A 16,179-nucleotide genomic window follows, 5' to 3' on the forward strand; every position below is an offset into this window, starting at 1 on the left:
GCGAACCGGCCGCGAGATCGTCAAGCGCTCGACGAACTGACATGCCCGACCTGCTGTCCATGATCGCCCCGTTCCTGAACGCGCTGCTCATCGCGCTCATCGCCAGGAAGGCGCTGGGTGTGCCCGTGGGCTGGCCGCGTTCCATCGCCATGGGCCTGTTCACGGGTGTGAGCATCTCGTGGGCCGTCATTTCCATCAGCGAAGTGACCGGTATCTACGTCGACGGCCGGACCAACGCCCCGCTCGGGGTGGTCTTCGCCGTTGCCGCGCTGGTCACGGCCTGGGTCTTCGTGCTCGGCCTGATCGCCCTGGTCCTGCTCGAACTCTTCGTGCCGACGGGCACGCTGCCCTCGCCGTCGGCGCTGCTGCGCGGGTGGAAGGCGCGCAGGAACAGGGCGCGACGCTACACCCAGGTGGTCAGGATCGCGGCCAAGCACGGGCTGAGCGGCTACCTGGGCGGGCGCCGCAGGGCCCGCGAAGCTCAGAGTGCGATCGCCCGCTCACTTCGCGCCGCGCTGAACGAGGGCGGTGTCACGCACTCCACCGGCAGGCTTCTCGTCATGGACCGCCTGACGGGCACCCCGGTCGGCGACGCGGGCGAACTGCTGGCCGCCCTGCCCGCCGCCACCCGGAAGGACCTCGCGGAAAGCCTGCTCAGCGAGGTGCTCAGGCAGCTCGTCCGTACCGGCGTCTTCCACGCCGACCTGCACCCGGGCAACATCCTCATCACCCCGGACGGCGGTCTCGGCCTGCTCGACTTCGGCTCGGTCGGCCGTCTCGACCAGCCGACCCGCAACGCCCTCGGCATGCTCCTGGTGGCCATCGACAACAACGACGCGATCGTCGCCACCGACTCGCTCATCGAGATGCTGGACAGACCGGACGGGCTGGTTGAGCGGGACCTCGAACGCGAGATCGGCCAGCTCCTGGTCCGCTACCGGGCCGGCCTCGGCAGGGGTGGCAGTTCGGGGATGTTCGCCGCGCTGTTCAAGCTGATCCACGCGCACGGTTTCGCCGTGCCACCGCAGATCGCGGGCGCGTTCCGCGCGCTGGCCGCGCTCGACGGCACCCTCACCCTGATCAGTGCCGACCTGGACGTGGTCGCCGCGGTCAGGCGGCAGGGCAGGGAGATGATGCGCGAGGCCACCGAGCCGCAGGCGGTGCGGGCCGACCTGGAGAGCCGTCTGGCGGCCTACCTCCCGCTCCTGCAACGGCTGCCCAGGCGGATCAACAAGCTGACCGAGGACCTGGAGCAGGGCAGGATCTCGATCAACATCAGGGCGCTTTCCGACGAGCGCGACCGCGGCTTCCTGACCGGCCTCGTGCACCAAGTGGTGATCGCCATCCTCGCCGCCACCGCGACGCTGGGCGCGATCGTGCTCATGGTGACCGACGCCGGCCCGACGGTGGCCCCCGGCGTGCGGCTGTTCGTGCTCATCGGCAGCACGTTGCTGCTGGTCGGCTTCGTCCTCGCGCTACGCTCGCTCGCCTTGGTCTTCCACCGCCGCTGAGGTGGCCGTCGCGCGTACGATGACTTGTGGATCTTCGTCAGGAGTCGGTATGGACGTCTTGAGCAGCCGGGTGCTGCTGCGGCCGCGCGATCTCGAGCGCAGCCGCCGCTTCTACGGCGAAACGCTGGGGCTGGCCGTCTACCGGGAGTTCGGGCCGGCGGACCACCCCGGTGTGGTGTTCTTCCTCGGTCAGGGATTCCTGGAGGTCTCCGGGCGCTCCGACGCCCCGGCGGCGGAAACGCTGTCGCTCTGGCTGCAGGTCCGGGACGTACGGCAGGAGGAGGAGCGGCTGCGTCAGGCGGGCGTGACCGTGCTGCGGCAGGCCGAGCTGGAGCCCTGGGGCCTGATCGAGTTGTGGATCGCCGACCCCGACGGCCACCGCATCGCCCTGGTGGAGGTCCCGCCCGGCCATCCCCTGCGCCGCGACCCCCGCTGAGGCGCGCTCAGCGGGTCGCCGGAGAGGCGTCGGCAGGCAGCCCGGCGCGGATGGCGGCGATCAGGCCAGGGGCGGCCGCTTCGATCTCCCTGCGGACCCGATCGAAATCGGCGCGGTTGCCGTAGTAGGGGTCGTCCACGTCGGGCGAGTCCGCCGCGGGATCGAATTCACGGAGCAGGCGTACCTTCTCTCGTTCCTGGGCGGTGCGGGCCATGGCGCGCAGGTCCCTGAGGTGTCCGCGGTCGAGGGCGATGACCAGGTCGTACCGGTCGAACCAGACCGGGCGGAACTGGCGTGCCTGGTGCGCGGTGGTGTACCCGGCCCGGCGCAGCACCGCGACCGTGCGGTGGTCGGCCGGTTTGCCGGTGTGCCATCCGTGGGTGCCCGAGCTGTCCACCTCGACGTCCAGCCCCTCGTCCGCGACCCAACTCCGGACGATGTGCTCCGCCATCGGGGAACGGCAGATGTTGCCCGTGCACACGAATGTCACTCGATAGACCATGAGACCAGTGTGCCGGACGCGCAGGTGGTCACCGGGCGGGCTGGTAGTCCCAGTTGGCGACGAGTCCGGCGTAGCGCGGGGACCGGGCGAGCAGGTCGTCGTGGGTTCTGAGCTGGGCTGATCTGCCGTCCAGCAGCAGGATCCGGTCGGCGCGCCTGGCGGAGGTGATGCGGTGGGCGATCACGATCAGGGTCCGGCCGCCGGTGGCGAACGCCTCCTCGGCCAGGGCCTCGGTGGCGGGGTCGAGATGGCAGGTGGCCTCGTCCAGGACGATCACCTTGGCGGGTGACAGGTAGACCCGGGCCAGGGCGATGAGCTGCCGTTCCCCGGCGGACAGCACCGGGCCGCCGACGCCGAGCCGGGCCTCGTAGCCGCCGAGGCGGTCCACCAGTTCGGCCAGGCCGAGGGCCGCCACGGCCTCGTCGAGGTCGCCGCGGGTGGCGTCGGTGTGCAGGACGTCGAGGGTGGTGGACCAGCGGTAGATCGCGCCGCCGGGCGAGCCGCCGCCCGGCGCGGCGGGGAAGATCGTGGACTGCTCCAGGTCCGCCGTCGCGGGCTCGGGGTGCAGGTAGGTGAGGTTCTCCCGGAGTGTCCCGGTGAAGACGTACGCCTCCTGCGGGATCAGCGCGACCCGGCTGCGGCTGACGTCGGCGACCGGAACCCCGCCGAGCCGGATCTCCCCGGACTGGGGCGTGAGCAGCCCGGCCAGCAACCGGGCCAGGGTGGACTTGCCGGTGCCGCTGGGCCCGACCACGGCCAGGTGCCTGCCCGCGGGCACCCGCATGGTCAGGTTGTCGATCACGGGTTCCGCGGCGGCGCCGTACGCGAAGGTCAGGCCCTCGATGGTGAGGTCGAAGGTGGTGGGGCGGAGCTTGCGGTGCGGGGTGGCCTCGCCGACGGCGCCGGTCTCGGCGATGCGGTGGAGCAGCACGCCCAGTTGCCGTCCCCAGGCGGCGATCGTCCCGGTGAGCGAGCGCAGCGCGGGGTCGAGGGTGCCGACCAGGTAGGTGGTCGCGCCCACCAGCTCGCCCGGCGTCAACCGGCCGGGCCGCAGCAGCCAGGGCGACAGCAGCAGGATCAGCAGCACCGGTACGCCGGTGCCCAGGAACATGATCAGGGTACGCAGCGAGGAGGTCCGCGCCAGGGCCTGGCGGGCGCGGGCCTCCGCCACCAGGGCGCGGTCGGCGCTCTCGCGGGCGCTGCCGGTGGCGCCGGCGGCCACCACGTCGCGCAGGCCCTCGAACAGGTCGGTGGACACCTGGGCCACCCGCTCCCCGGCCAGCACCGACGCCCGCTGCCGAGCGGCCAGCGCCCGGGTCAGCCAGGCGAACAGCCCGAGGCTCGCCGCCACCAGCGGCGCCACCAGGGCCGCCACGATCGGCGCGAGCGCCACCAGCCCCACCAGGGCCAGGACCAGCGAGGCGAGGGTCGGCCGGAGCGTGCGCAGCAGGGCGGCGATCAGGTTCCGCACGGTCTCGGTCTGCCGGCCCAGGCGGGACACCACGGAACCGTCGGCGCGCTCGTCGTGCTCGACGGCCTGGCGTAACGCGCCCTCCACCACGACGCGGACCAGGCCGTCCCTGATCGGCTCGACGATCTGGGCCAGCCACGGGAAGGTGTTGCGGGTGGCCAGCGACTGGAGCACCATCGCCACGCCGAGCACGCCCAGCCAGGCCAGGCCGGCCGCCGCGTTCCCGGCCAGGAAGCCCTGGTCCAGCGCGGCGGCCATGGCCAGCCCGGACAGCAGGGAGGGCAGCGACTCCAGCACCGACCACAGGGCCAGGAAGGCCAGGGCCCGTCGCCGGGGGGCCAGTTCCCGGGTGAGCAGCCGCCATCCGGCCAGGCTCATCATCCGGCCGCCGGTCATCCTCGTCTCGGTCATGCGACTTCCCAGGCGTCGTCGGCCGCGCCGAGCATGGCGCGGTAGTCGGGGTCGTGGCAGAGCCGCTCGTGCGGGCCGGCCGCCCGTACCCGGCCCTGGTGGAGCCAGACGACCAGGTCGGCGCCGGCGGCGGTGGCGGCGCGGTGGGCGACCAGGATCCGGGTACGCCCGGCCAGCAGCCTGGTCAAGGTGGCACTCACCTCCGCCTCGGTGGCGGTGTCCAGGCTGGAGGTGGCGTCGTCCAGGATCAGCACCCGCCGTTCCCGCGCCACGGCCCTGGCCAGGCCGAGCCGCTGGACCTCGCCGCCGGAGAGCGGGGCCTGCGCCAGCGGCGTGTCGTAGCCCTGGGGCAGCCTGCGGATGAAGGTGTCGGCCGCGGCCCGGGCGGCGGCCTGTTCGACCTGGTCGCGGCCGATGCCCTCGCTGCCGTAGGCGATCGTGTCGTGCAGGGTCTCGCCGAGCAGCGCGGGACGCTCGAAGGCGTAGGCGACGGCACGCCGGAGTTGGTCGGGCCGGATCTCGGCGACCGGCACGCCGTCCAGCAGGACCTGGCCGTGGTCGGGGGTGAGCAGCCCGCCGGCGACGGCGGCGAAGGTGGACTTTCCCGAGCCCGACCGGCCGACCACGGCCACCGCGATCCCGGCGGGGATGTCCAGGTCGATCCCCTCCAGTACGGCTTCGTCGCCGACGCGCACGGTCACCCCGCGGAAGGCGAGCGCGCCGGGGCCGTCCGGCAGCGGGAGCGTGCCGCCGGGGCCGTCCGGCAGGTCGAACACCTCCCCCACGCGGGCCACGCCGGACCGTACGTGGGCGATGCCCATCAACGAGTCCACCAGGCCCAGCAGACCCATCGCCATGCCGACATATCCCCCGACGGCGATCCAGGACCCGGGGGTGATCCGCCCGTCGGCCACGCCCACCCCGGCCACCGCCAGTACGGCGATCTCCACCAGCGGGGCCATCAGCATGACCTTCCAGACCGTGCGCCGCTGGGCGTCCCAGGTCGCCAGACCGGCCGCGCTCAGCTCGGGCAGCGGCTCCAGCACCCGTTCCACCTCGCGGTTGAGCGTGCCGCTCGCCCGGATGGTCCGGGCCCCGGACATCGCCTCCACCAGCCGCGCCGACAGCGAGCCCTGGAGTTCCTGGTACCGGGTGAGCAGTTCGGTGGCCTCGGAGATGAAGCGGCGGATGATCACGGCGAACACCGGCACGCAGACCGCGAAGGCCAGCGCCAGCGTCCAGTCGATCAGCACCAGCGCCACCAGGCCGCCGACGGAGAGCACCACCGAGTCGGCGATCGAGAGCACCGTCGCCACCAGCCCGGACGCCTCGGTGGTGCCCGACACCAGGCGGCTGCTCAGCTCCCCCGCCGCGAACCGGCGGCGGCCCGCGACGCCCGCCAGGAGCACCCGGTGGACGAGCCCGCGGCGCAGCGCCAGCTCCACGGCGGTGGCTCCGGCGGTGCTCGCCCAGGTGTCGACGATCTCGACCAGCATGGCCGTGCCGAGCAGCACGCCCAGCCAGACCAGCGCGGGGCCGAGCCCGGAGCCGGCCAGCGCGGCGTCCACCGCCGCGGCCGTCGCGGCGGGCAGCAGCAGGAGCGTGGCGGTGCCCACGATCGTGGACAGCACCAGCGCGGCAGTCCACCCCGGGGCGCGCCGCATGGAGAAGAGCAGCATTCGCCCGGGCGTGTCCACCTCCCGGGAGCGGAGCTCACCCATCTTTTCGGCCTCTCGATCAGTGAATGACGGCAAAACGTGGAGTGGGCCGGACGGCCCACTCCACTGGTCGGGAGCTCGCGCTACCCGTCGTTGCGGGTGTAGCTGGTGAAGCAGCCGCTACAGGTGAGTGCGCAGGTCTCCGGGCAGGTGACCGGGGCGCACGGGCGCAGGCCCGCGGCCTCGGCCGGAAGCAGTTCCAGAGCATTGACGTCGATGGTCATGTGAAATCCCGTGTGATGTTGGAATGGATGGCGCGGACGGGCCCGATGGCCCGCCCCGCCGGTGTCAGATCTTCTTGGTGATGTCGCAGGTGACGTCGCAGGTCGCGTCACCGCAGGTGATGCCGCAGGTGATCAGCCAGCCGCAGGGCCTGAGGGCCGTGTCGGCCGGGAGCAGCTCAAGCGCGCTGATGTCGATGCTCATGTCGTATTCCCCCCTAGGAATAAGGTGTTTTGACGGAACGGCCGCTGGGGCTAGTCCTCGCTCCAGACGGTCTTGGTGCAGGTGCTGGTGCAGCTCACCTTCGGGAAGCAGGTGAACAGGCAGGAGAGCAGGCCCTGGCAGGGCCTGAGGCCCTCGGCCTCCGCCGGAAGCAGTTCCAGCGCTCTGATGTCGATTTCCATTGGAATTTCTCCTCACTTTTGTTTTCTGGTGACCGCCGTGACCGAGGTCGCGGCGGAGTCTGGTCACGGCGTGCGCAGGAAACCCACGAGCCGGTCGATCAGCTCGGGTCCGTGCGGGCCGTGGGTCGGGTCGTGGCCGCCGGTCGGGGACTCCACGTACGTGAAATCCCGTCCGGTCCGGCGCAGGTGGTCGCAGAGCCGCTGGGACTGGCTGACCGGGATCACCTCGTCCAAGCAGCCGTGCACGATCAGCAGCCGGGCGGCGATGCGGTGGCAGAGCAGGACCAGGTCGCGCGGGCCGAGCTCGTCGTCGATCGCCTCGCGTCCGCCCAGCCGCTCGATCAGCGCCCGTACGGCGGGCGAACCCTCCTCGTGGAGGCTGGGCCCCGACAGGAACGGCGCCACCGCCGCGCAGCGGTCCCAGAGCCAGGGGTCGGCGGCGGCCGCCAGCAGGGCGAGGAAGGCGCCGTAGCTGGTGCCGTGCAGCATCAGCGTGCGGCCCTCGGCGGCCAGCTGCCTCCCGAGGTGGCGGATGTCGGCCAGGTCCGGCCCGCCCCAGGCGCCGTGCAGGGCCTGCTGGTGGGCCTGGCCGTAGCCGGTGCTGCCCCGGTAGTTGGGGGCCACGACGGCGACCCCGGCCGCGGCCAGCCGCTGCAGGAACGGGTCGAAGCCGAGCTGGGCCGCCGCCTCCGGGCCGCCGTGCAGGGAGACCACCAGGTGGTCGGCCCGCCGCCAGTCGCCGTAGACGACCGCCTCGATGGGCCCGTCGGGGCCGGGGAACCGGTGGACCTCGGCGTCGGCCCATTCGCCGTCCTCGCCGTCGGCGGCCAGCTCCCAGCGGCCGGTGGCCGGGTCGACGGTGGCGACGCCTCCTGGCTGGGCGGGCGCGGAGAACGGGAAGCGCAGGCCGTCCGGGCCCCAGGCGGCGATGGTATGGATGATGCCGGGGGGCGTGGCCACGGTGCGGATCCGCTCCTCCCCCGGCGTGTAGACGACCAGGTGGGAGCGGGCGCCCAGGTCCACGCGGAGCGCCACGTCCTGGCCGGCGGCGGCCATCGGGGCGACCGTGCCCTCGATCGCCTCCAGGGTGTCGGGGAAGACCGGCGCCTCGCCGGGGAGGGCGTGGCCGAGCCGGAGCCGTCCGTCCACCAGGCCCGCCAGGAGCAGGCGGTCCCCGGCGGCCAGCAGGTGCTGGCCGGGCCCGGTGCCGGGGATGGGGCGACAGGAGCCGGTGGCCAGGTCCAGGGTGATCGGCCGCGGGGCGTCGCCGTGGTGGGTGAGGCCGAGTAGTTGGGGGCCGAGCGGGTGCCCGCCAGTGACGATGCCGGGCAGTTCGGTTATCTTCTCCAGCCCGGTGTCCAGGACCCGGTAGATCGCGGTGCCCTCCCCCGGGGTGCGGCTGAACGCCAGCGCCAGCTCCTCCTCGCCGGGGGTGGCGGCCAGCCGTACGGCGGGGCTGGGCACCGTGGCCAGCGGACGCTCCCCGGACGGGGTGACCAGCACCAGGCGGTGGAAACCAGCGCCCGGCCGGGTGAGCACGACCCGGCCGTCCCGGCGGCAGAGCAACTGGGTCCAGGTGCTCTCGCCCTGCCCGGTGGGCAGCACCCGGCGCTCGGCCCCGTACGGGGTGAAGCGCCAGGACTCCACCTCAAGCCGGCCGTCGGCGGCGCCGGTCAGGCAGGCGGCGTGGCTGCCGTCCTGCGCGAAGGCGAAGCTGATCCGGGAGGGCACGGTACGGACCGTGGCGGGGGCGCTCATCACGCCACCCCCGCGGGCACGCGGGCCAGCAGGTCGTCCAGCATCCACCCGCGGGGGCCGCCCTCGCGGAGCCGGAGCAGGAAGGCCAGCGCGCCGCCGAGCCCGGTGTTGTAGCCGGGGGTGACGTCCACGCCGGACTCGTCCGGCAGCACCAGCAGGCCGTCGCGGAGGGTGTTCCTGGCGTACATCGCGGTGGCCAGTTCGGCGGCCCGTTCGCGGTGGCGCGGCTCGCCGGTGAAGTCGGCCAGGTCGAGCAGGAAGTCGCCGTCCCCGGCCAGGCCGTGGCAGGCGCTCATGCCGCTGTACCACCGGCCCTGCCACACCGCGGCCCCGGCCGCCTCGGCCAGGTCGCGGAAGCGCTGCTCGCCGGTGGCCGCCCACAGGCGGATCAGGAAGGTGCCGACCCCGGAGGAGCCGCTGCACCAGTGGCGCATCCGGGTCCTGGACCCGTCCTTCTCCTCGCCGGTACGCCACCAGGCGGCACCGCCCTCGACGTCGGCCTCGGCCACCAGGGTGTCGGCGGCGCGCAGGGCGGCGGCCCGGTAGTCGGCGCGGCCGGTGGCCAGCCAGGCGTACAGCAGGAAGGTGCCCGCCCCGGCCACGCCGTGCGCGAAGCCGAGGTGGGTCAGACCGGCCAGGTCGGAGGCGAAGGTCTCGGGGATCGGCCAGACGAGGTGGCCGTCCGCGCGTTCCCGCGCGGAGCCCAGCACGCTGTCGGCGGCGGTGGCGAACCGGTCCTTCCATTCGGGGTCGCCGGTGGCCAGCCACAGATGCGCCTGGAGCATGCCGGCGCCGGTCGCGCCGTGGCAGATGTCATGGTTGGGCCACACCACCGGGACCTTTCTGGCCATCTCGGTGGCGCGGGCGGCCAGCTCGTCGTCGCCGAGGAACCTTGCGGCGTCGTACAGGGCCCAGGCCGTGCCGGAGCGGCCGAAGTACAGGCCGGGCAGCACGATCGGGGTGTCGAAGAGGCGCCGCTGGACCCAGCCGGCCACGGCCGCGACGCCCTCCCTTAGACGGTCGCCGCCGAGGGTGCGCGCGCTCTGGGTGAGCACCTGGAGGACCCCGCCCGCGCCGTGCTGCACGTTCAGCGGGTCGGCCTTGGCGCCGAACTCCCCGGCGGGCCAGAGCCGGTGGGCGTCCAGGTTCATGGTGCGCAGGATGTGCTCGAGCCCATCGGTGATCAGCCGCTCCTGCTCCACCGGCGCCGCCGGCCGCCGGAGTGCCTGTTCCTGGGGGTCGTCGAGGAACGCGCGGGCCCGGTCCAGGCTCCACCGGTCGTCGGGGTCGTCCCGCATCAGACCGAGTACCAGCGGGGCGAGCCGCCGCAGGGCCGGCATGTCGGCGGCGAGAAGGCCGACGAACTCGGCCACCCGGTCCTGCGCCGACCGCACGGCGGGCTGGTCGGCGGGGAACAGCGGGTCCACTCCGGTGATCAGGTGCAGCAGCGTGGCGCCGAGGCCGTAGAGGTCGGCCTCACGCGAGGGCCCGGAGCCGAAGCGGGGCGCGGCCTCCTGCTCGGGTGCGCCGAACCCCGGCGTGTACGCCTTGCAGGCCAGCGCCCTTTCCGGCAGCGCGAGCTCCAGGTCGATCAGCCGGATCGCGCCGTCCGGGGTGACCATCAGGTTGTTCGGATTGAAGTCCCGCAGCACCAGGCCCTGCCCGTGCACGGCGGCCATGATCTCCACCAGCTGCCCGGCCATGCGCACGGCCTCCGCCAGTGGCGCACCCGCGCCGCCGCGCACCCCGGCCTGCTCGGCCGTCCAACTGCGGAGCGTGTCGCCCGGCACCAGCTCCTGGGCCAGGAACACGTTCTCCTGGTAGGTCAGCAGGGCCACCTTCGCGGGGGTGAACCCCAGCGGGGCCAGCCGGTCCAGCAGGTCGGCCTCGTGGCGGAGCGTGTCGCGGGCGTCGTCGCCGGTGAACAGGCCCATCACGTACGGCCTGGCCTGCTTGAGTATGACGTCGGCGCCGGTGGCCTGGTCGACGGCCCGGTAGACACCGCCCCGGTAGGAGTGCCGGATGGCCTCGCGTACCACGAAACGGTCGGCGATCATGACCGACGAGGGCCGGGCGCCGGTCACGGGCTCGGGCTCCGGCAGCGGGGACTCGGCCCACGGCGGCGGGTTGTACCAGGCCTGGCGCTCGTCCTTGTGGTGGGTGCCGTCCGGAGCCACCACCACCGACTCGTACGTGCCGTCGTTGGTGAGCACCGAGGAGGCGTGGAACACCCCGAAGCGGTAGTGCACCAAGCTGTCGGCCCGCAGCCGCCGATCGGAGAGGATCACCGGCCCCGGCAGCCCCTGGGTGGCCTGGTCCAGTTCCTCCGCCAGCAAGCGGAACTGCTCGTCATCGGCCGGGTACGCGGTGAGGAACTTGCCACCGCTCCCCCGATCCACGTTGCTGGACAGCAGGTCGGCGAGCTGGTCGAGCCCCTTGGCGAACTTGAACGCGCAGCCGCGCCTGACCAGCACCTCGGCGGCCCTGGCCAGCACGATCGGCGCCGACAACTGGGTAGCCGACAGATGCAGCTTCCAGCCCTGCTCCCGCTTGACGTCACCCGGCGGCGTGAGCATGCACCAGAAGTCGCCCGGCTCGACCTGCCACGCCTCGGCCGCCTCCCGGCCCAGCACCGCCCGGGCCACATCCATCAGGAGCCGCGAGTCGGCTCCGCCTCCCTCATCGCCACGCACGTGATCGTCCTCTCGTCCCCCCAGCCGAAGCTTTTCTTCGGTTGCGCCCCATAGGGCGTTCCATGCCGTTCCATGGCGGGGCACGGGGATGTTCCACGTGGGTGAAGCCGGGAGGGTTGCCGCCCTCCCGGCTGTTCGGGGTTAGGGACTGGTGCAGGTGACCGAGGTTGGAATCGCGTTGGTGCTGTTGTTCCAGCTGCCGAGGAAGCCGAACGTGGTGGTGGTGTTCGCGGGGACGGTGCCGTTGTAGGAGACGTTCCGGACCGTGATGTTGGAGCCGGAGGTGGTCGCGGTGCCGCTCCAGATCTGGGTGATGGTCTGGCCGTTGGCGAAGGCCCATCTGACGGTCCATGCGCTGATGGCGGCGTTGCCGGCGCGTACCGCCACCTCAGCCTGGAAACCGCCTGGCCATTGGCTCAGGATGCTATACGTGGCGCTGCATGCCCCGCTCGGACTTGGGCTGGGACTCGGGCTTGGACTGGGACTCGGGCTCGGGCTTGGGCTTGGGCTTGGGTTGTTGGGAAGTCTGAACGAGTAGAACCTGGTGCTTGCGGTGCCGCCTCGGGAGTAGCCGTTGCCCCAGAAGAGGCGGCCGCCGACGATGGCGGGGCCCGCGTTCGAGGAGCCCGCGCCCTGGTACTCCCAGAGGACCTGGCCGGTGCTGGCGTTCAGGGCGTACATCCAGTTGTTCATGGAGCCGACGTAGACCACGCCGTTGGCGTACGTGACGGGGCCGATAGAACGGGCGCCGCGGGGTTCTGGGACCTGCCAGAGCACGCGCCCGGTGGCCGCGTCCAGGGCGCCGAACGAGCTGTAGGTGATGGTCTGGCCGTTGGGCAGCCGATGGGAGAGGTTGCCCGCGTTGCTTGAGGTGAAGAAGACGCGGCTGCCGTCGGTGGCGGTCCCCCACTGGATGCCGCCCTGGGTCGAGCCGGGACCGACCGCGGCGCTCCAGATGATGGCCCCGGTGGCCGCGTCCAGCATCCAGAACTCGCCGCTCTTCTGGCCCGCGCCGACCGCCCGGCGGGTCGTCCCGTTCGGCCCGGGGATGTCGTAGAGGTGGGTGCCGTCGCTGGTGTCGTGGTCCGGACCCGGATTGGGGCAGTTGTTCGGCGGGGAGCCCTGGAGGCAGGCGAAGTTCCACTCGTCGAAGCGGGGCGGGCCGGTGTTCCACTTGATGGCGCCCGTGGTGAGGTCCAGGGCCAGGATGGAGTCCTTGGCGTTCCACGACGGTAGGCACTGCTGCGGGGTGCCGCCGTTGTTCTGGCACTGCGTCGCGGACTGCGGAACCGAGTAGTTCTGCCCGGTGCCGATGAAGATCGTGTTGCTCGCGGGGTCGATGCTGGGCGTGGTGCCCCACACGGACGCGCCGCTGAAGATGTCACCGCCCTGGCCCTGGTCAGGCAGCGTGTACGACTTCCACCGCTGCGCGCCGGTGGCCGCGTCGAGGGCCACCAGGCTGCCGCGGAACGTGCAGCAGTCGTAGGAGGTGTTGGTGGCCAGCGAGAACTCGTCGGAGGAGACGCCCTGGTACAGCACGCCGTTGTAGTAGACGGCCCCGCCGGTGAGCACGGCCCGCGGGTGCGGGTCGGCCGCCACGTTCCACCGCAGGTTGCCGTTGGCGGTGTCGATGGCCAGCACCCTGGCCCCCGTCTGGGTGCCGATGTAGACGGTGGTGCCGACCACCACCGGGCTGGTACGGGAGACCACGGTGCCGGTGCCGCCCACGTACGAGGCGACCGAGCGGGACCAGATCACCGCGCCCGTGTTGGCGTCGACCTTGTGGAAGTATCCGCCCCAGTCCGGGAAGTAGACGGCGCCGTCCACCACGGCGGGGGTCGCCGAGACGTCGCCCCTGGTGGTGTAGGACCAGTTGAGCTGGAGGAGGCCCACCGTCGTGGGACTGAGAATGGTTTCCGTCGGATTGGACCGGGTGTTGCTGATGTTCTGCCCGCCCATTGACCATTGCGGATCGTCCGCGGCGCCCGCGGGCGTGCTGATGACGACCGCGAACGTGGCCGCCGCACACACTACGGCGACCGCGGACGCGGTCATCACTCGTCCAATTACTCTCACACCGCCTCCTGAACCGATAGTTGACGGATATAAATGTAACTGGAAATGCATTAGCCTTTTTGAAACTTTCAGCACTTCCGCAGGTCACAGCCGAAATTGCCGCTGAATGCAGAGGATCGGACGCAATGGCAACCGACGGCGGATCGGGTTTTTGAAATTTTCACCACGCCGATCTTATATTCTGAAAACACTGTCACCATATAGTTTATTCTCAAAACTAAAGAATATGCTCGCGGGAAAACTCACAATCGAATGAGCCGGCCTGTGACAATCGGGCCGTACCAGAGCAGCAATATCTATTGCCGTATGCGTACAGCTCTCCCTGCAGGGCGCCGCGGTCGCATTCGGTGACGTTCGGCGTCGCGGCGTACGCGGACCGCACCCGCCGCCCGACGCCACCCGGCGCGTACCAGTGGCCCTCGACCGGCGCCATCACTGTCCGGTACAGACCCCCTCCCCCCATTCGACATTCCCGCGCCCCCGGCAAATCCGAAATCCATAATTCCAGCCGGAGTGAACGATCACACAATGCGACGGTGAGGAACCAGAGCGCACACCCCCCACACCCCAAAGATCCACATATCCGGAAAAAACGGATACATTCCGACACGGCATGTCACGGTCCACGAAATCAATTCCCGTCGAGTACTGACATTTCAACATTTCAGCTATACGATCGCCCTTCGTGACTGAAGGTGATCTTTCCGCCGAACACTGGTGGACGGTCCCCGCCTCGTCATGCTCGGCGCGATAACCGGGCGAATGCGAGTCCCGCCGGTTGTCGCCGTTGCCAACCGCCTCTCCCCTCCACATTCGCGGAGTTCCGGATGTCCCTCACACAGTCAAAACCCAGCGCCGTTTCCGCCGCGCTGGCAGGCGACCGGCTAGGTGTGCCATCGGTCGTGTTCTTCGTCGTCTCCGCGGCGGCGCCGCTGATGGTCGTCGCGGGCTCGGTGCCCACGGTGTACACGGTGACGGGGGTGATCGGCGTACCGTTCGCGTTCCTCCTGCTGGGCGGCATCTTCGCGCTGTTCGCCGTCGGATACGTGACGATGGCCCGGCACGTGGTGAACGCCGGCGCCTTCTACGCCTACGCCGCGCAGGGTCTCGGCCGGACTCCGGGGGTGGCCGTCGCCTGGGTGGCGCTGCTCGCCTACAACGCGCTGCAACTCGGCCTTTACGGCATCATCGGGTCGGCGGTGGAGCCGCTGCTGCTCGACTGGTTCGGCAGCTCCCCCGCCTGGTGGGTGATCGCCCTGGTCACCTGGGCGCTCACCGGCCTGCTCGGCCTGATGCGGGTGGACATCAACGGCCGCATCCTCTCCGTGCTGCTGATCCTGGAGATCGCCGTCGTGCTCGTGTTCGACCTCGGCGACCTGGCCAACGCCGCGCCGAGCGGCATCAGCTTCGCCGGCTTCAACCCGGGTGAGCTGTTCGTGCCCGGAGTGGGCGCCGCCCTGGCCACCGTGGTCGCCGGGTTCGCCGGCATCGAGTCGTCGGTCGTCTTCGCCGAGGAGTCCAAGGACCGCAACCGCACGGTGCCGATCGCCACCTACACCGGCATCGCCATCATCGCCATCCTGTACGCGATCTCCGCCTGGGCACAGACCCTGCCGACCGGCCCGGACGGCATCGTCAAGGCCGCCACCGATCTCGGTCCCGGCCTGATCTTCGAGTACGCCGGCCAGCACTTCGGCGGCACCGTCTCCACCATCGGCTCGGTGCTCTTCGTGACCAGCAGCCTCGCCTGCATGATCGCCTTCCACAACACCACGGCCCGCTACATCTTCGCCCTCGGCCGGGAGAACGTGCTGCCCTCGCTGTTCGGCCGCACCTCGGCCCGGACCAGCGCCCCCGTGGCGGGCTCGCTGCTGCAGACCGTGCTCGGCCTGATCGTGATCCTGCTGTACGCGGTGCTCGGCCTGGACCCGGTCACCAAGCTCTTCTTCACCTTCGGCACGTTCGGCGGCCTCGGCCTGCTGCTCATGCTCACCATCACCTCGGTCTCGGTGATCGCGTACTTCGCCCGGCGGCCCACCGAGGAGACCGCGTGGCGGACCAAGTTCGCCCCCGCGCTGTCCATCGTGGCGCTGTCGGTGATCATCGGGCTGACCCTGATCAACTTCGACACGGTGCTGGGCGTGGCGCCGGACGCGCCGATCCGGTGGGTGCTGCCGGGCATCTTCCTGGTGGCCATCATCTTCGGCCTGGTCTGGGGCGAGATGCTGAAGAAGATTCGGCCCGACGTGTACGCCAACATCGGGCTCGGCCCCCAGGCCGTCATCGGGGCCCCCAAGTGACCGCCGAGATCACCCGGATCACCGACGCGGACGCGGCCGGCGAGCTCATCGCCGGCACGTTCTCCCGGGACTCCATCTCCGCCTGGCTGATCCCGCCACAGGAGCGGCGCCTGCCCATCCAGCGCGAGTTCTTCACCATGTACGCCAGGCACGCGCTGGACCACGGCACCATCTACGGCGCGTACGAGGACGGGGGGCTCTCCGGGGTGGCGGTGTGGTTCACCGCGCCATATCCGGACGTGCCCGACCTGGAGGAGCGGCTCACCGACGTCGCCGGGGAGTTCGCCCCCCGGTACGGAATCCTCGGCGAGCTGATGGACAAGCTCCACCCCCACGAGCCCCACCATCACCTGGCCTTCATCGCCCTGCGTCCCGGCCTCACCGGCCGCGGCCTGGGCACCCGGCTGCTCGACGAGCACCACCGCCTCCTGGACGCACAGGGCACTCCCGCCTACCTGGAGGCCAGCAGCGAGGCCAGCCGCCGTCTCTACCTCCGCCACGGCTACGTGGACATGCCGGAAATCCTGCAGTTGCCGGACGGTCCCGTCATGTACCCGATGTGGCGAGATCCCCGGCCCTGACGCCCGGACCGAACCGACGGGCGCCGTACGCACCTCCGCCTACATGTACGGAATCCTCCCGGCCGTCGTGGCCACGGACCTGAAGCGCCTGCTCGG

Annotated in this window: 13 protein-coding genes; 4 read left to right on the top strand and 9 right to left on the bottom strand. The window is 71.3% G+C overall.

Going from position 1 to position 16,179, the window contains the following annotated elements; translation table 11 throughout:
• Positions 1-41 precede the first annotated feature (41 nt).
• Entirely contained in the window at positions 42-1,511 is a 1,470-nt protein-coding gene (locus KIP79_RS16330; RefSeq protein ID WP_214105662.1) for an AarF/UbiB family protein, read from the top strand.
• A gap of 49 nt (positions 1,512-1,560) precedes the next feature.
• The gene (locus KIP79_RS16335; RefSeq protein WP_214105663.1) at positions 1,561-1,947 is read left to right on the top strand and encodes a VOC family protein; all 387 of its coding nucleotides are present in this window, start codon (positions 1,561-1,563) and stop codon (positions 1,945-1,947) included.
• A 7-nt stretch (positions 1,948-1,954) separates the two neighbouring features.
• Here the strand turns inward: KIP79_RS16335 and KIP79_RS16340 are convergent, their stop codons facing one another.
• From KIP79_RS16340 to KIP79_RS16380, 9 genes are all read right to left on the bottom strand, one after another.
• Positions 1,955-2,449, bottom strand: a complete 495-nt coding sequence (locus KIP79_RS16340; RefSeq protein WP_214105664.1) for a low molecular weight protein-tyrosine-phosphatase — start codon at positions 2,447-2,449, stop codon at positions 1,955-1,957.
• A 28-nt stretch (positions 2,450-2,477) separates the two neighbouring features.
• A complete protein-coding gene (locus tag KIP79_RS16345) occupies positions 2,478-4,331 on the bottom strand; it encodes an ABC transporter ATP-binding protein (protein WP_214105665.1) in 1,854 nt (617 codons plus the stop codon).
• The gene (locus KIP79_RS16350; protein ID WP_250213317.1) at positions 4,328-6,052 is read right to left on the bottom strand and encodes an ABC transporter ATP-binding protein; all 1,725 of its coding nucleotides are present in this window, start codon (positions 6,050-6,052) and stop codon (positions 4,328-4,330) included. Before KIP79_RS16350 ends, KIP79_RS16345 begins: the two co-directional genes overlap by 4 nt.
• A gap of 80 nt (positions 6,053-6,132) precedes the next feature.
• Complete coding sequence (locus KIP79_RS16355; protein WP_214105666.1) at positions 6,133-6,273, bottom strand: ALQxL family class IV lanthipeptide; 141 nt, start codon at positions 6,271-6,273, stop codon at positions 6,133-6,135.
• Positions 6,274-6,337: 64 nt separating this feature from the next.
• Positions 6,338-6,475 carry a hypothetical protein gene (locus KIP79_RS16360; protein ID WP_214105667.1) on the bottom strand — a complete coding sequence of 46 codons (138 nt, stop codon included), beginning with the start codon at positions 6,473-6,475 and terminating at the stop codon, positions 6,338-6,340.
• Between the two features lie 50 nt (positions 6,476-6,525).
• On the bottom strand, positions 6,526-6,675 hold the full coding sequence (locus KIP79_RS16365) for a hypothetical protein (protein WP_214105668.1): 150 nt from the start codon (positions 6,673-6,675) through the stop codon (positions 6,526-6,528).
• Positions 6,676-6,738: 63 nt separating this feature from the next.
• Positions 6,739-8,433: an alpha/beta hydrolase family protein gene (locus KIP79_RS16370; RefSeq protein WP_214105669.1), complete on the bottom strand. Its 1,695-nt coding sequence runs from the start codon at positions 8,431-8,433 to the stop codon at positions 6,739-6,741.
• Positions 8,433-11,126 (bottom strand): class IV lanthionine synthetase LanL, encoded by a 2,694-nt coding sequence (gene lanL, locus KIP79_RS16375; protein ID WP_214105670.1) that lies wholly within the window; start codon positions 11,124-11,126, stop codon positions 8,433-8,435. The genes KIP79_RS16370 and lanL overlap by 1 nt, the downstream gene beginning before the upstream one ends.
• Before the next feature lie 141 nt (positions 11,127-11,267).
• A complete protein-coding gene (locus KIP79_RS16380) occupies positions 11,268-13,181 on the bottom strand; it encodes an outer membrane protein assembly factor BamB family protein (RefSeq protein WP_214105671.1) in 1,914 nt (637 codons plus the stop codon).
• A 911-nt stretch (positions 13,182-14,092) separates the two neighbouring features.
• Between KIP79_RS16380 and KIP79_RS16385 the strand changes: the two genes are divergently transcribed.
• On the top strand, positions 14,093-15,502 hold the full coding sequence (locus KIP79_RS16385) for an APC family permease (protein WP_308169745.1): 1,410 nt from the start codon (positions 14,093-14,095) through the stop codon (positions 15,500-15,502).
• Positions 15,499-16,083 carry a GNAT family N-acetyltransferase gene (locus KIP79_RS16390; protein WP_214105673.1) on the top strand — a complete coding sequence of 195 codons (585 nt, stop codon included), beginning with the start codon at positions 15,499-15,501 and terminating at the stop codon, positions 16,081-16,083. The genes KIP79_RS16385 and KIP79_RS16390 overlap by 4 nt, the downstream gene beginning before the upstream one ends.
• The last annotated feature ends 96 nt before the right edge of the window (positions 16,084-16,179 follow it).

Origin of the sequence: Acrocarpospora catenulata (assembly GCF_018476525.1) — a bacterium.
Lineage (GTDB): Bacteria > Actinomycetota > Actinomycetes > Streptosporangiales > Streptosporangiaceae > Acrocarpospora > Acrocarpospora catenulata.

Coding starts and splice junctions, on each gene's coding strand:
- KIP79_RS16330 (WP_214105662.1), top strand. CDS start 42: ATGCCCGACCTGCTGTCCATGATCGCCCCGTTCCTGAACGCGCTGCTC.
- KIP79_RS16335 (WP_214105663.1), top strand. CDS start 1,561: ATGGACGTCTTGAGCAGCCGGGTGCTGCTGCGGCCGCGCGATCTCGAG.
- KIP79_RS16340 (WP_214105664.1), bottom strand. CDS start 2,449: ATGGTCTATCGAGTGACATTCGTGTGCACGGGCAACATCTGCCGTTCC.
- KIP79_RS16345 (WP_214105665.1), bottom strand. CDS start 4,331: ATGACCGAGACGAGGATGACCGGCGGCCGGATGATGAGCCTGGCCGGA.
- KIP79_RS16350 (WP_250213317.1), bottom strand. CDS start 6,052: ATGGGTGAGCTCCGCTCCCGGGAGGTGGACACGCCCGGGCGAATGCTG.
- KIP79_RS16355 (WP_214105666.1), bottom strand. CDS start 6,273: ATGACCATCGACGTCAATGCTCTGGAACTGCTTCCGGCCGAGGCCGCG.
- KIP79_RS16360 (WP_214105667.1), bottom strand. CDS start 6,475: ATGAGCATCGACATCAGCGCGCTTGAGCTGCTCCCGGCCGACACGGCC.
- KIP79_RS16365 (WP_214105668.1), bottom strand. CDS start 6,675: ATGGAAATCGACATCAGAGCGCTGGAACTGCTTCCGGCGGAGGCCGAG.
- KIP79_RS16370 (WP_214105669.1), bottom strand. CDS start 8,433: ATGAGCGCCCCCGCCACGGTCCGTACCGTGCCCTCCCGGATCAGCTTC.
- KIP79_RS16380 (WP_214105671.1), bottom strand. CDS start 13,181: ATGACCGCGTCCGCGGTCGCCGTAGTGTGTGCGGCGGCCACGTTCGCG.